The organism is Flagellimonas sp. (genome assembly GCF_965233845.1).
Taxonomy (GTDB): Bacteria; Bacteroidota; Bacteroidia; order Flavobacteriales; family Flavobacteriaceae; genus Flagellimonas.
Map to the genome: position 1 here is coordinate 2,366,697 of NZ_OZ247584.1, position 13,400 is coordinate 2,380,096.

General features: G+C 42.5%; 11 protein-coding genes. 7 read left to right on the forward strand and 4 right to left on the reverse strand.

The window, feature by feature from the left end; translation table 11 throughout:
- Positions 1 to 14: 14 nt before the first annotated feature.
- Entirely contained in the window at positions 15 to 1,343 is a 1,329-nt protein-coding gene (mtaB, locus tag ACO6S0_RS10450) for a tRNA (N(6)-L-threonylcarbamoyladenosine(37)-C(2))-methylthiotransferase MtaB (protein WP_422348326.1), read from the reverse strand.
- A gap of 199 nt (positions 1,344 to 1,542) precedes the next feature.
- Between mtaB and ACO6S0_RS10455 the strand changes: the two genes are divergently transcribed.
- Complete coding sequence (locus tag ACO6S0_RS10455; RefSeq protein WP_422348327.1) at positions 1,543 to 3,309, forward strand: SGNH/GDSL hydrolase family protein; 1,767 nt, start codon at positions 1,543 to 1,545, stop codon at positions 3,307 to 3,309.
- Here the strand turns inward: ACO6S0_RS10455 and ACO6S0_RS10460 are convergent, their stop codons facing one another.
- On the reverse strand, positions 3,310 to 3,780 hold the full coding sequence (locus ACO6S0_RS10460) for a YybH family protein (RefSeq protein WP_422348328.1): 471 nt from the start codon (positions 3,778 to 3,780) through the stop codon (positions 3,310 to 3,312).
- Positions 3,781 to 3,949: 169 nt separating this feature from the next.
- Between ACO6S0_RS10460 and ACO6S0_RS10465 the strand changes: the two genes are divergently transcribed.
- Positions 3,950 to 5,503 carry a M81 family metallopeptidase gene (locus ACO6S0_RS10465; RefSeq protein ID WP_422351817.1) on the forward strand — a complete coding sequence of 518 codons (1,554 nt, stop codon included), beginning with the start codon at positions 3,950 to 3,952 and terminating at the stop codon, positions 5,501 to 5,503.
- 175 nt (positions 5,504 to 5,678) lie between these two features.
- Here the strand turns inward: ACO6S0_RS10465 and ACO6S0_RS10470 are convergent, their stop codons facing one another.
- A complete protein-coding gene (locus ACO6S0_RS10470) occupies positions 5,679 to 6,854 on the reverse strand; it encodes a GlmU family protein (protein ID WP_422348329.1) in 1,176 nt (391 codons plus the stop codon).
- An 81-nt stretch (positions 6,855 to 6,935) separates the two neighbouring features.
- Positions 6,936 to 7,202: a type B 50S ribosomal protein L31 gene (locus tag ACO6S0_RS10475; protein WP_420400085.1), complete on the reverse strand. Its 267-nt coding sequence runs from the start codon at positions 7,200 to 7,202 to the stop codon at positions 6,936 to 6,938.
- Between the two features lie 164 nt (positions 7,203 to 7,366).
- Between ACO6S0_RS10475 and ACO6S0_RS10480 the strand changes: the two genes are divergently transcribed.
- The 5 genes from ACO6S0_RS10480 (at position 7,367) to ACO6S0_RS10500 (ending at position 13,387) form a co-directional block, all read left to right on the forward strand.
- Positions 7,367 to 7,888 (forward strand): DUF4199 domain-containing protein, encoded by a 522-nt coding sequence (locus ACO6S0_RS10480; protein WP_422348330.1) that lies wholly within the window; start codon positions 7,367 to 7,369, stop codon positions 7,886 to 7,888.
- Positions 7,889 to 7,930: 42 nt separating this feature from the next.
- The gene (locus tag ACO6S0_RS10485; protein ID WP_422348331.1) at positions 7,931 to 8,878 is read left to right on the forward strand and encodes a glycosyltransferase family 2 protein; all 948 of its coding nucleotides are present in this window, start codon (positions 7,931 to 7,933) and stop codon (positions 8,876 to 8,878) included.
- 56 nt (positions 8,879 to 8,934) lie between these two features.
- Positions 8,935 to 10,641, forward strand: coding sequence for a phospho-sugar mutase (locus ACO6S0_RS10490; RefSeq protein WP_422348332.1), 1,707 nt, complete (start codon positions 8,935 to 8,937; stop codon positions 10,639 to 10,641).
- A gap of 3 nt (positions 10,642 to 10,644) precedes the next feature.
- Positions 10,645 to 12,468, forward strand: coding sequence for an ABC transporter ATP-binding protein (locus tag ACO6S0_RS10495; RefSeq protein WP_422348333.1), 1,824 nt, complete (start codon positions 10,645 to 10,647; stop codon positions 12,466 to 12,468).
- Between the two features lie 376 nt (positions 12,469 to 12,844).
- Complete coding sequence (locus ACO6S0_RS10500) at positions 12,845 to 13,387, forward strand: RNA polymerase sigma factor (RefSeq protein WP_422348334.1); 543 nt, start codon at positions 12,845 to 12,847, stop codon at positions 13,385 to 13,387.
- Positions 13,388 to 13,400 lie beyond the last annotated feature (13 nt).

Below are 13,400 nucleotides of genomic sequence, written 5' to 3' on the forward strand. Positions count from 1 at the left end.
TATGAGAGGTTTTTTTATGCCATAATCTTTTCAGGAACAAACTCAAACCTGACCAAACCATCTTCATCAATTTGGGTCAGTTCCACTTGATGCAGCGTATTTACCAATTCGGGATTCCAAGGTGTCTTTACCTTCACATAATTTTCCGTGAATCCATGTATGTAGCCCGATTTGTTCTCGCCCTCAAACAAGACTGTACGAGTGCTCCCCACCTGACTTTCATAAAACGCCCGGCGTTTTTTGGCCGAAAGCCCCCGAAGCATTTTGCTTCGCTTGGCCCTAACATTTTTGGGGACAGCGTTCCCCATTTCAGCTGCCAGGGTATTATCCCGTTCGGAATAGGTGAAAACGTGCAAATAGGAAATATCCAAGTCATTCAAGAAGTGGTAGGTTTCCAAGAAGTGTTCCTCTGTTTCTCCTGGAAAGCCAACAATCACATCCACTCCTATACAAGCATGGGGCATAACTTGTTTTATTCGTTGCACCCTATCCACATATAAATTGGATAAGTAACGACGACGCATCTTTTTCAGAATCTCATCACTCCCACTTTGCAAGGGTATATGAAAGTGAGGGACAAAGGAATTGCTCTTTGATACAAAATCGATGGTTTCGTTCTTCAAGAGATTGGGTTCGATGGAGGAAATACGAAGGCGGTGAATGCCATCTACTTCGTCCAACGCTTTCACCAAATCAAAAAAAGTGTGTTCATGCTTTTTATTGCCAAACTCTCCCTTCCCGTAATCCCCTATGTTTACGCCTGTCAACACAATTTCCTTGATGCCTTTGGAGGCAATTTCGGTAGCATTGGACAACACATTTTCCAAAGTATCACTTCGGGATATCCCTCTTGCCAATGGGATGGTACAATAGGTGCACTTGTAGTCACAGCCATCCTGAACCTTTAAAAATGCCCGGGTCCTATCCCCAATCGCATAACTACCCACATAAAAGTCAGCTTCCTCAATCTCGCAGGAGTGTACTTCTCCCTGCTCATTTTTGGTAAGGTCGTTAAGGTAATCGGTAATCTTAAATTTTTCCGTAGCACCCAAAACCAAATCCACTCCGTCAACCTCGGCCAATTGCTCAGGTTTCAATTGCGCATAGCATCCCACAGCAGCCACAAAAGCCTCCGGATTACTTTTTTGGGCTTGTTTTACAATGGTCTTAAAGCGTTTGTCCGCATTTTCCGTGACAGAACAGGTGTTGATCACATAAATGTCGGCCTTCTCAGCAAAGTCCACACGGTCAAAGTCCTCCTTTTCAAAACTTCTGGCTATGGTAGAGGTTTCGGAGAAATTAAGCTTGCAACCCAAGGTATAAAAAGCAACTTTTTTGCGCATTGACCCTTCTTAAATTTTGGGCTGCAAAGATAGTGATTCGTTGGGACTTAGGTTGTTCTGGATGTATTCCAATTTTGAACGGCCTTTTGAAAACGAATAAGTGATTCCTATAACAAAATCCCCGCAGACCCATATTGCATAATACCCAAAACTTGGACTATTTTAGTTGACCACATAAACACCTTCCAAAATTGCACTCATGAAGCACTTTTTGCTCTTTGCATTCATCTTATTTCTTTCACCAATTTCCGCCCAAGAAAAGACGGACATCGAATGGTGGAATCCGGCCGAGCATGAGTTCCCAGTGATTTCAGGCCAAGCTTGGCCCAATGAGGTGGAATCCCACTTCCACAGACTTCCTGCCCGTGCAGAACAAAACGTAAGAACAGCGGTTTGGAACTTATCGAAGCAAGCGGCCGGCTTGTCCATCAGGTTTTGGAGCAATGCCAAAAACATTCACGTAAAATACACGCTCAAAGGAAACCTCTCTCTACCCCATATGCCAGCAACAGGGGTCAGCGGATTGGATTTGTACGGCAAAACGCCTCACGGGGACTGGATACGCCATTGGGGGTTCTACTCCTTGGATAAGGAAAGTAACTATACCTTCACCATTGATTCGGATACTCAGGCCTACTATCAATACGGTAGGGAGTATCAGCTCTTTTTGCCGCTATACAATGAAATAGCAAGTTTGGAAATTGGAATAGAGGATGGTTCCTATTTGAATCCACTTCCGATAAGAAAAGAGAAGCCCATTGTAGCCTATGGTACGTCCATTTGCCAAGGAGCATGCGCCTCGCGACCCGGAATGGCATGGACCAATATATTGGAACGTAGACTGGATAGATCCATCATCAATCTTGGCTTTTCGGGGAATGGCAGACTGGAACCCGAACTCATTGAGTTAATGACTGAAATTGACGCCAAACTCTATATCCTGGATTGCCTTCCCAACCTGAGTCCAAACCGCGATAATACCCAACTACTGTTATTGAATGCGGTAAAAAGACTCAAGGAGAAAAGACCCCATACCCCAATAATTCTGACAGCACATGTGGGTTACGCCGATGATTTTACCAACCAAGAAAACAAAGACCGGTACATACCTCTAAATGAAGACCTCGAGAAGGCATTCTATCAGTTAAAATCTGAGGGGTATACGGATGTTTTCTTGTTAGCGAAGGACACTATTGGCCTAGGGTTTGATTCTTTTGTGGATATCATTCATCCCAATGATTATGGCATGCTACAATATGCCGATGCTTATGAGCAACTGATTCGTGAAATTCTGCATGAACCTAAAGGGGAAATTCCCACCACCATCCCCAAAACACAAGGTAGGGATATAGCGGTGTATCAATGGGAAAATCGACATCAACAAATTCTAGAGGCGAATTCTTTGAATCCTCCCAAGATCTGTCTGTTCGGGGATTCTATTATCAATTTTTGGGGAGGAGAACCAAAGTCCAGTATTGCCAACGGAGCGGATTCTTGGGAAGAAATATTATCACCACTGGGTATACGGAATTTTGGATACGGATGGGATCGCATTGAAAATGTGCTATGGCGGGTACAGCATGGTGAGTTGGACGGATTCGAATCGGAAAGCATTATTCTCATGATTGGAACCAACAATCTCCATCTCAATACGGATTCTGAGATTATTTCCGGATTACGAAATTTGATACAGGCTATAAAAACCCGTCAACCCAAAAGTCAACTACATCTTATTGGGATACTGCCAAGAATGGGAAAAGAGACTCGGGTCAGGGAAATTAATCTCAAAATTGCCGAATTGGCCCAATTGGAAAACATCCCATATGCAGATATTGGAAGCCCGCTATTATTAGAGAACGGAACTTTAAACGAGTCTCTATTTACCGATGGCCTACACCCAAATGCCGAAGGATATAGATTGCTCGCCCAACAGTTGGTCTCACAGCTTCAAAAGGCTTCGGAATAATTATAGTAGGGTATAATGGCCATGAATGCATAGCCATTTCCCATGTTCTTTTACAAAAATTCGGGTTGATTTCCCTCTTGACGCAAAGGGTTCTCCATTGGTAATACCCTGATCCCTCCAATAATAGGTAATCCAAGCCACATTGCCCTTAATAGTCACTTGAGGTTCGTCCATTTCGGTATGTATCCGTTCTGAATCCTTTACCCAAGCTGCCACTCCCCTCACTTCGGTCTCCTTCCCCACTCTGAGGATTGAATCTGTTTCCCCAAATTGGGTAAAATCAGGATGCACATAGGTTGCATAGCGTTCAACATCGCCTTTTTCAATGGCATCCCACATGGATATCAATGTGGATTTTATTGCTTCTTTCTCTTCTTCAACTGTTGCGACAATATCTTCCTCATGCTTTTTTTCAGGAATGCAGCTTATCAAGAGAAAACTTGCTACGATAAGGTTTGTAAGTGGTTTCATTTGAATTCGGATTTAGGTGTTTTAGCAAAGTAAGCAAAAGTGAACCTCTTTATCCGTTCTTGTCCCCTGTAAAATTTCATTCTTTTTCCATTAACTTCGTGGACCTAGCTGCAATATTCTAATCAACAGATAACTTTTGAACATGCACAAGACTGTCCTTACCCTGTCCATGCTTCTTTTACTTGTGGGTTGCAACACCAAATCCTCTGACAAGAAGACGGCAAAAGATACGCTCCCTAAAATAGCCATCGCAGGAATTGCTATTGAATCCAGTACCTTCTCTCCTGCAGTCACATTGGAGGATGCTTTCCATGCCAAAACGGGAGATGATGTCTTTTCCCTATATCCATTTATGTCCAAAGATTCGCTCTCTAGAAAACGTGCCCATTGGTTTCCAACCCTAAAAGGTCATGCATTGCCAGGCGGTATCGTAACTAAGGAAACTTACGAATCCTTGGTGGGCAAAACTTTGGAGATGCTTAAGGAAAATGCACCCTATGACGGGCTCTTTTTTGACATTCACGGGGCTATGAGTGTCGAAGGTTTGGATGACCCCGAAGGGGACCTTATTTCTCGTATTCGGGAAGTAGTTGGATACGAAACGCTTATATCCACCTGCATGGATCTGCACGGCAATGTTTCACAAAGACTTGCAGAACAAACCGATTTAATCACCTGCTATCGTATGGCGCCACACGAAGATGCCATGGAATCCAAAAAAAGGGCGGTAGTGAATCTTCTGGATAGATTGGAAGGTAATCAAGGAAAGCCTGCTTACAAAGCTTGGATTCCAGTTCCTATACTTTTACCCGGGGAGATGACGAGTACCCGTGTTGAGCCAGGAAAAAGTCTTTACGCCAAGGTTGCCCCAATCGCAGCTCAGAAAGGTATTGTGGATGCCGCTATATGGGTAGGATATGCATGGGCGGACGAACCTAGAAATCATGCCGTGGTGATGGTAACTGGGGACGACAGGGACAAAGTAACTCAAGGTGCTGAACAACTGGCCAACAGTTTTTGGGAGGCTAGAAATGCCTTTGAATTTGTTGCCCCAACCACAACTTTGGAAGAAAGCTTGAAAAAAGCACTGTCCAGCAAGGAGAAACCCTTTATCATCAGTGATATGGGAGATAACCCGACTGCAGGAGGTGCCGGTGATGTCACCTGGACTTTGAGAGAGTTATTGGCTAGACCGGAATTTTCTTCCCCCAATGGCCCGAGTTTGATTTATGCTTCCATTCCTGGCCCAGATCTGGTGCAAAAAGCGGTGGAATTGGGTGTGGGAGAAAAAATAACGGCATTGGCAGGAGCCCAAGTGGACAGCCGTTTTTCACCTCCCATTGAACTCTCAGGAACTATAGAGGCAATCAAGCACGGGGATAGGCATGCCGAAACGGAAGTGGTAGTGAAAGTGGGAAGTATTTCAGTAATCGTTACCAAAAAAAGGAAGCCTTACCACAAGGAAAATGACTTTACCAATTTGGGATTGGATCCGAGAAACTCAGACATCCTAGTGGTGAAAATTGGGTATTTGGTACCTGAACTTTACAATATGAGAGGGGATTGGATTATGGCCCTTACTCCCGGTGGAGTAGATCAAGATTTGGAGCGTTTGGGGTACCAGCGAATCAATAGGCCTATGTTTCCATTGGATAAAGACATGGAAAATCCCAATCTAATGGCCCAGCTCATTCCTTTATCAAGTAATGCCATTAAACAATAACTAAACCGAACTAGTTGCTCGTTCAAAGGAAGATTAGCTTTGCCAGAGTTTGATATTCAACAATATTTTGCATTAATGATCAGTAATTAACTGGCTTGTCAGGTCGAGCGCAGTCGAGACCTACTTGAATAACCCAGGTTAATGACTTCTCGACTGCGCTCGAAGTGACATTATCTTAGTAATTCCGCCATTTTTTGGTCAGTTCAAAGACCTGCTCTAAAATTCGGGCCTCCACCTCATCAAATTCCCTCCCTCTCCTGGCCATCATGACCTTGGCCGCTTCAAATGCCCTTTTGGGCATGTAAGTTGAGAAACCTGAAGCTCCTCCCCAACTAAAGCTGGGAATAAAATTCCTAGGAAACCCAGGCACATAGATATTGGAATTTACGCCAATTACGGTTCCTGTATTGAACATGGTATTGATTGCGGTTTTACTATGGTCTCCCATCATTAATCCACAAAACTGAAGTCCTGTATGGTCAAACTTTTGCGTCTCATAATTCCACATACGGACTTTGGCATAGTTGTTCTTAAGGTTGGAGTTGTTGGAATCGGCTCCAATATTGCACCATTCCCCAAGCACTGCATTCCCTAAATACCCTTCATGTCCCTTACTGGAGTATCCAAAAATTACAGAGTTGCTAATCTCGCCACACACCTTTCCATGGGGACCAACTGTTGTGGGTCCATAAATCTTGGCTCCCATTTTCACCACGGCTTTTTCGCAAAGTGCCAACCCCCCGCGAATCAGTGCGCCTTCCCACACTTCAGCATTAGCTCCGATATATATGGGGCCATTGGAAGCATTCAGAATACTATATTCCACGCTCGCTCCCTCTTCCAAGAAAATGTTTTCAGGACTGATGAGTTTATTGGTATTCGAAATTGGGGCACTTTTCCTTCCCTCGGTGATGAAATCATAATCGGCCTGGAGAGCCTCGCCATTTTTGGAAAAAATATCCCAAGTAAAATCTACTGTGATAAGTTCTCCCTCATAAGTTTTCATTTTGTAAGTGGAAAAATCCGGCTCCGAATTGGGGTCGGCGGTGTGATAGGCCACTACCTTATCTCCATATTGGATGGCCTCGTTTGCTGAAAGGACACTTACCATTTCAGACAGACCTTGGTCGGGTACGATGGCTCCATCTATGACTACGTTTTCCTTTGCGGAAACCATGGGATACTTCTCTGAGAGATATTCCTCTGTCTTAAAACTTAGTTTGGTTTTGAGTCTTCTTTCCCATTTTTCCCTAATGGTCAATATGCCTATTCGTATTTCTGCTACGGGTCTGGTAAATGTAAAGGGAAGTAGTGCGGTCCTTCTTGGGCCATCGGCCAGAATATAATTCATGCTGGTTGTTTCTAGCTGTAAAAATAAAAAACGCCCTTGATTAAAAATCAAGGGCGCCTCATCTATTTATTAAGAAGTTGACTACTCAGCCTTTTCTTCTTTGTTGAATTTCTTGTACTTGTTCTTGAACTTGTCAATTCTACCAGCGGTATCCACCAATTTGGTCTTACCAGTATAATACGGATGTGAAGTTCTGGAGATTTCCAATTTTACCAAAGGATACTCAACACCGTCCACGGTAATGGTTTCTTTGGCATCAGCAGTAGACTTTGTTATAAATACGTCGTCATTGGACATATCCTTAAAAGCTACCAATCTATAATTTTCTGGGTGTATACCTTTTCTCATCGCCTTAAAAACTTATTCTCAGAATTTTCGAGCTGCAAATTTAATGATTTCTTTTAGAATCCCAACCCAAAAACATTAAAAAAGAAAAAATCTACCTTTAACTGTAACAAAACCTTAACAAAGGTCACTAACAGACAGCTATCAATCTTAAATAATTTTTTAAAATGGAAGAAAATCAACCAAAAGTGGGAACGTTTTCCCGCAATTATGGAATAATACTTGGATTAGCGTCCATAGTATTTGGTGTAATGTTATACACACAGAACCTTCATTACGAAATGAGCACTCCGGTAATCGTTGTTTCCACCATAATTACAGCAATAATCATATTTGTTGGAACAATGAATTTCAAAAAGGCCAATGGAGGATATCTTAAAATTGTTGAAGCCCTAAAATTGGGAGTAGGCATTGCTCTGGTTTCAGCTATTTTATCCTTGATTTACCAATACCTTTTAATCAATTTCATTGAGCCTGATTTCATGGACAAAGCATTTGAAATAGCTAAGTCCGCAGCTTTTGAAAAAAATCCCCGCCTGACCGAGGAGCAATGGCAGCAGGGTGTTGAGATGCAAAAGAAATTGGGATGGATTAGATATCCTATTGGGTTAATCATAAGCTGCATCATTGGATTGGTATTAGGTTTGATTACAGGCTTGATTCTCAAAAAAAACAAACCGGCCTACTAACACAAAAAATGCTACTTTTGAAGGGAATTCCAGAAAGAAACAATGCAGATTTCCATTGTAATCCCTTTACTTAACGAGCAAGAATCCCTTACAGAACTCCATGATTGGATTGTACAAGTTATGCAATCCAATCATTTTTTGTACGAGATTATTTTTATTGATGACGGAAGTATGGATGATTCTTGGAAAACCATACAAGAGCTTTCAGAAAAAAATGAAAACGTTAAGGGGATTCGGTTTTTAAAAAACTACGGAAAGTCCCAGGCCCTGCACGCCGGTTTTGAAGCCGCTGAAGGAGAGGTTGTCATTACCATGGATGCAGATTTGCAGGACAATCCGGAGGAAATCCCCGAACTGTACAACCTTATCAAGCAAGACAACTATCACATTGTCTCTGGCTGGAAAAAGAAACGCTACGATTCCGTAATCACCAAAAACATCCCATCCAAGCTGTTCAATTGGGCCGCACGAAGAACTTCGGGAGTCAAACTCCATGATTTTAACTGTGGACTCAAGGCCTTCAACAAAGATGTGGTTAAAAACATTGAAGTTTCTGGTGAAATGCATAGGTACATTCCAGTACTTGCCAAGAATGCCGGTTTTTCCAATATTACCGAAAAGGTGGTTCAACACCAGGCCAGAAAATATGGGAGCACCAAATTTGGTGCGGAACGTTTTGTAAACGGATTTTTGGATTTGATCACCATCTGGTTCGTCTCCAAATTTGGCCGACAACCCATGCATCTTTTTGGTGCCCTGGGTGTAATTATGTTTGTAGTAGGTTTTGGTTTTTCCATCTATTTGGGAATAGACAAACTCTTTTTAAACCCCACTGGCCGTTTGATAACCGACCGACCCCAGTTCTATATTGCCTTGGTGGCCATGGTCATCGGAACCCAGTTGTTTTTAGCTGGTTTTTTGGGTGAAATTATGGTTCGCTCAAGAAAAAATGATACCCGATATACCATCTCCAAGAAAATTAACATTTAAGCGAGGCCAATTTCATATTCTTTGTACTTTTAACACGAAGAAAATTACATTATTTCATGGATTCCATCACCGCAAATGCCAAGACTTGGCTTACCGATTTTTTTGACGCAGACACCAAAAAGGAAGTTCAATACCTTATAGAAAACGATACCGAAGAATTAAAGGAACGTTTTTATAAGGATTTGGAATTTGGAACCGGGGGAATGCGGGGGATCATGGGGGTTGGAACCAACAGAATCAACAAATACACCTTGGGTAAAAACACCCAGGGGCTCAGTAATTATTTAAAAAAGGTTCATGGCAACAACGAGATCAAAGTGGTTATTGCCTACGATTGCCGTCATAATTCGGACACTTTATCCAAAACAGTATCCGAGGTTTTTGCTGCCAATGGAATCCAAGTTTATTTGTTCTCCGAATTACGAACTACGCCTGAACTTTCTTTTGCGGTAAGACATTTGGGCTGTCAAGCGGGAATTGTTCTGACTGCATCGCACAATCCACCTGAATACAATGGGTACAAAGTGTACTGGGCAGATGGAGGGCAAATTGTACCACCACAGGATGGCGAAATCATAGCTGAAATAGATTCGCTTTCTTTTGAGGATATAAAGTTTGAGGCCGATGCTGGGCTTATTCAGCTTATAGATAAAGAAGTGGACGAGGCTTTCTTTAAAGCTTCGGTAAGCAACGGCAGTTTTGATGCCAAGGGAAAAGATGATTTTAAGATTGTGTTCACCTCTTTGCACGGTACCTCTATTACTGCCATTCCCGAGGTGTTGAAAAGAGCCGGCTACAACAATGTCACCATCATAGAAGAACAGGCCAAACCTGATGGGGCGTTCCCTACTGTGGAATCTCCAAACCCAGAAGAACCCGCTGCTTTGGCCATGGCCATTAAAAAAGCAGAGGAAATTGGAGCCGATATGGTGGTGGGCACCGACCCTGACAGTGATCGCCTAGGAATAGCCGTTAGAAACTTGGAAGGCAAAATAGAATTGCTCAATGGTAACCAGACCATGATCATGATGACCAAGTTTTTGTTGGACAAATTCAAGGACAAAGGATTGCAGGGCAATGAGTTTGTAGCTTCCACCATTGTATCCACACCCATGATGCAACAAATGGCAAAAGCCTATGGGGTGGAATGCAAGACCTCCCTGACCGGATTTAAGTGGATTGGGAAAATGATAAAGGACTTCCCGGATTCCCAATTTATAGGTGGAGGAGAAGAAAGTTTTGGTTATATGGTTGGCGATTTTGTTCGGGATAAGGACGCAGTTACCTCTACCCTACTGGCTTGCGAAATAGCTTCTGATGCCAAAGCCAGTGGCAGCTCTTTTTATGAAGAACTGATCAATTGCTATGTTGAGTTCGGCTTCTACAAAGAGAAACTCATTTCCCTGACCAAAAAAGGAATCAGTGGTGCTGAGGAGATCAAGCAAATGTTGATTGATTTCAAAGAAAATCCAGTGGATTCTGTTCAAGGTTCCAAGGTGGTTTGGATTGAGGACTACAATACTTCGACTGCCAAAAATGTACAAACCGGAGAGGAAAAGGCCATAGACCTGCCAAAATCGAACGTTTTGATCTACGAAACCGAAGATGGCACACGAATTGCCGCAAGACCTAGCGGAACCGAACCCAAGGTGAAATTTTACATGAGCACCAACGCCAAATTGGAGAATGCTGCGGATTATAAATCCGTAAATTCGCAGTTGGATGCCAAACTGGAGGGCATCGTTTCCGAATTGAACTTGTAGTGAATGAATTATTTTAAAAAGATTCTCCGTTTTGCAGTTCCCTATCGCAAATACGGTTTTCTCAATATTTTCTTTAATATCCTGTACGCTCTTTTTAGCGCGCTTTCCTTTGCGGCCTTGATTCCCATGTTGGATGTGCTTTTCAAGCCTAACGAAAAGGTGCTTGTAGAGCCAGTTTATACTGGAATGGGTGGTTTAAAGGATTATCTCCAGGATTACATCAACTATCGGGTCACAGCTTATTCCGGAGATGATGATATGAAAGGACTTATTTTGGTCATTGGATTGGTACTGGTATTGTTTCTTTTGAAAAACGCCTTCAATTATCTGGCCATGTTTTTTATCACCTTTCTTAGAAATGGGGTGCTAAAGGACATTCGGAACAAAATGTACCAGAAAATTGTGGATTTGCCCATCTCCTATTTTTCGGAAAAACGCAAAGGGGATGTTATAGCCAGAATCACTTCGGATGTTTTGGAGATTCAACACTCTTTCCTGTCCATTTTGGAATTGATTGTTAGGGAGCCCTTGACCATTCTGTTTACCATTTTGATCATGTTCGGCATCAGCGCCAAACTGACCATTTTTGTTTTTGTTTTTATTCCCATTGCAGGCATGATTATTTCCCGAATTGGAAAGTCGCTAAAGCGAAAATCAGATAAAGTACAGAAGGAACAAGGTGAGTTTTTGTCCATTGTGGAGGAAACTTTGGGTGGTTTACGGGTCATCAAGGCCTTTAACTCTGAATCTCGTTTTTTCAATACCTTCAAAAAATCCACAAACCGCTTTTTTACGTTTTCCAACTCCCTATTGAACAGGCAAAACCTAGCCTCGCCAACTGGCGAATTTTTGGGCATATTGGTTATTGGCGTACTGCTATGGTTTGGAGGTAAGATGGTCTTGGTGGATAAAACGCTGGACCCCTCCTCTTTTATAGCCTATATGGGACTTGCATATAATATTCTAACCCCTGCAAAGGCCATTAGCAAGGCTTCCTACGGCGTTAGAAAAGGAAATGCCGCCGCAGAACGGGTATTGGAAGTTCTGGAATCTGAAAATCCAATCGCGGACAGTCCAAACGCCACAGAAAAAACAGATTTCTCCAATAGCATATCCCTCAAGGAGGTTTCCTTTAAGTATGAGGATGATTATGTCTTGGAAAACTTCAATCTGGAGGTCAAAAAAGGGCATACCGTAGCCTTGGTTGGCCAATCCGGAAGCGGGAAAAGTACCATCGCCAATTTGGTCACCCGTTTTTACGATGTGAACGAGGGCGAAATCAACATTGATGGAATCAACATCAAGGATATTTCCAAAAAATCCCTTCGTGGACTTATGAGCTTGGTGACCCAGGATTCCATCTTGTTCAACGATACGGTTAAAAACAATATTGGTCTGGGCAAAGAGGGCGCTACTGATGAAGAAATTATGGAAGCTGCCAAAGTGGCCAATGCCCATGACTTTATCATGGAACTTCCCAATGGCTATGATACCAATATTGGGGATAGCGGAAACAAATTAAGTGGAGGCCAAAAACAACGGTTGTCCATAGCAAGAGCGGTGTTGAAAAACCCTCCTATCATGATTTTGGACGAGGCCACTTCCGCCTTGGACACGGAGAGCGAGAAGCTCGTTCAGGATGCGCTGGAGAAAATGATGCAAAACCGAACCTCCATTGTCATCGCACACCGTCTTTCCACCATTCAAAATGCAGATTCCATCGTAGTCCTCAGTAAAGGAAAAATTGTGGAGCAAGGCACCCATGATGAACTGATGAAGTCGCAAAAGGGATACAAGAAACTGGTAGAAATGCAGACGCTTGGGTAAAAGTTAAAGTACAAGCTCAAGTTCAAATTCCAAACTCAAAATACCAAAATTCCAAACTCCAATCTTAAAGCACCAAACTCCAAGAACCTAGACTTGAGAGCCAAGAGCCAAGACTCCAAATCCCAAAATCCCAACATCTGTTACCTGACTTCTGACATCCGAAACCTGGTAATCAAAGCACCAAAATTCCAAACTCCAACAACCAAGACCAAAGACTAAACACCCCAAGACTCAAACTCCAAATTCCAAGCATCCAAAAACCGGACAGTTCATCATCTCATGTCTCACGTCTCACGTCTCACGTCTCACGTCTCACGTCTAAAAAGAATTAAACCTTTTACCTTTACCATAGTCATAGCATCAAATCAACAAAAAATTGATCGCTGAGGAAACCTTAGTCGCTGAGCTAAAACATAAGGATAGTCAAGCCAGAGCCTTTGAAGTGTTGGTCAACACCTATAAGGAACGCTTGTATTGGCATATCCGAAGGATTGTCCTGAATCATGATGATGCTGATGATGTGCTTCAGAATACATTTATCAAAGTGTATCGAAACATAGACGGTTTTAAAGGGGACAGTAAGCTGTATTCATGGATGTATCGCATAGCGACCAACGAATCCTTGACTTTTTTAAAACAAAAATCCAGGAAAGCGGGTATCAGTGATGAAGAATTGAAAACGGCAATGGTAGAAAACCTTCAGTCCGATGTGTATTTTGAAGGAGATGAAATCCAATTAAAGCTTCAGAAAGCTTTGGCCACACTGCCTGACAAGCAAAAGTTGGTTTTCACCATGAAGTATTTTCAGGAAATGAAATATGAGGAGATATCAGAAGTGCTTGAAACCTCGGTAGGGGCTCTAAAAACCTCTTACCATTTGGCGGTAAAGAAAATTGAAACGTATCTTAAAGCCGATTAAACCTTTTTAAGGT

What these genes read in the sequence shown, in the direction of transcription:
- mtaB (WP_422348326.1), bottom strand. Translation starts at nt 1,343, where the DNA reads ATGCGCAAAAAAGTTGCTTTTTATACCTTGGGTTGCAAGCTTAATTTC.
- ACO6S0_RS10455 (WP_422348327.1), top strand. Translation starts at nt 1,543, where the DNA reads ATGAAGCACTTTTTGCTCTTTGCATTCATCTTATTTCTTTCACCAATT.
- ACO6S0_RS10460 (WP_422348328.1), bottom strand. Translation starts at nt 3,780, where the DNA reads ATGAAACCACTTACAAACCTTATCGTAGCAAGTTTTCTCTTGATAAGC.
- ACO6S0_RS10465 (WP_422351817.1), top strand. Translation starts at nt 3,950, where the DNA reads ATGCTTCTTTTACTTGTGGGTTGCAACACCAAATCCTCTGACAAGAAG.
- ACO6S0_RS10470 (WP_422348329.1), bottom strand. Translation starts at nt 6,854, where the DNA reads ATGAATTATATTCTGGCCGATGGCCCAAGAAGGACCGCACTACTTCCC.
- ACO6S0_RS10475 (WP_420400085.1), bottom strand. Translation starts at nt 7,202, where the DNA reads ATGAGAAAAGGTATACACCCAGAAAATTATAGATTGGTAGCTTTTAAG.
- ACO6S0_RS10480 (WP_422348330.1), top strand. Translation starts at nt 7,367, where the DNA reads ATGGAAGAAAATCAACCAAAAGTGGGAACGTTTTCCCGCAATTATGGA.
- ACO6S0_RS10485 (WP_422348331.1), top strand. Translation starts at nt 7,931, where the DNA reads ATGCAGATTTCCATTGTAATCCCTTTACTTAACGAGCAAGAATCCCTT.
- ACO6S0_RS10490 (WP_422348332.1), top strand. Translation starts at nt 8,935, where the DNA reads ATGGATTCCATCACCGCAAATGCCAAGACTTGGCTTACCGATTTTTTT.
- ACO6S0_RS10495 (WP_422348333.1), top strand. Translation starts at nt 10,645, where the DNA reads ATGAATTATTTTAAAAAGATTCTCCGTTTTGCAGTTCCCTATCGCAAA.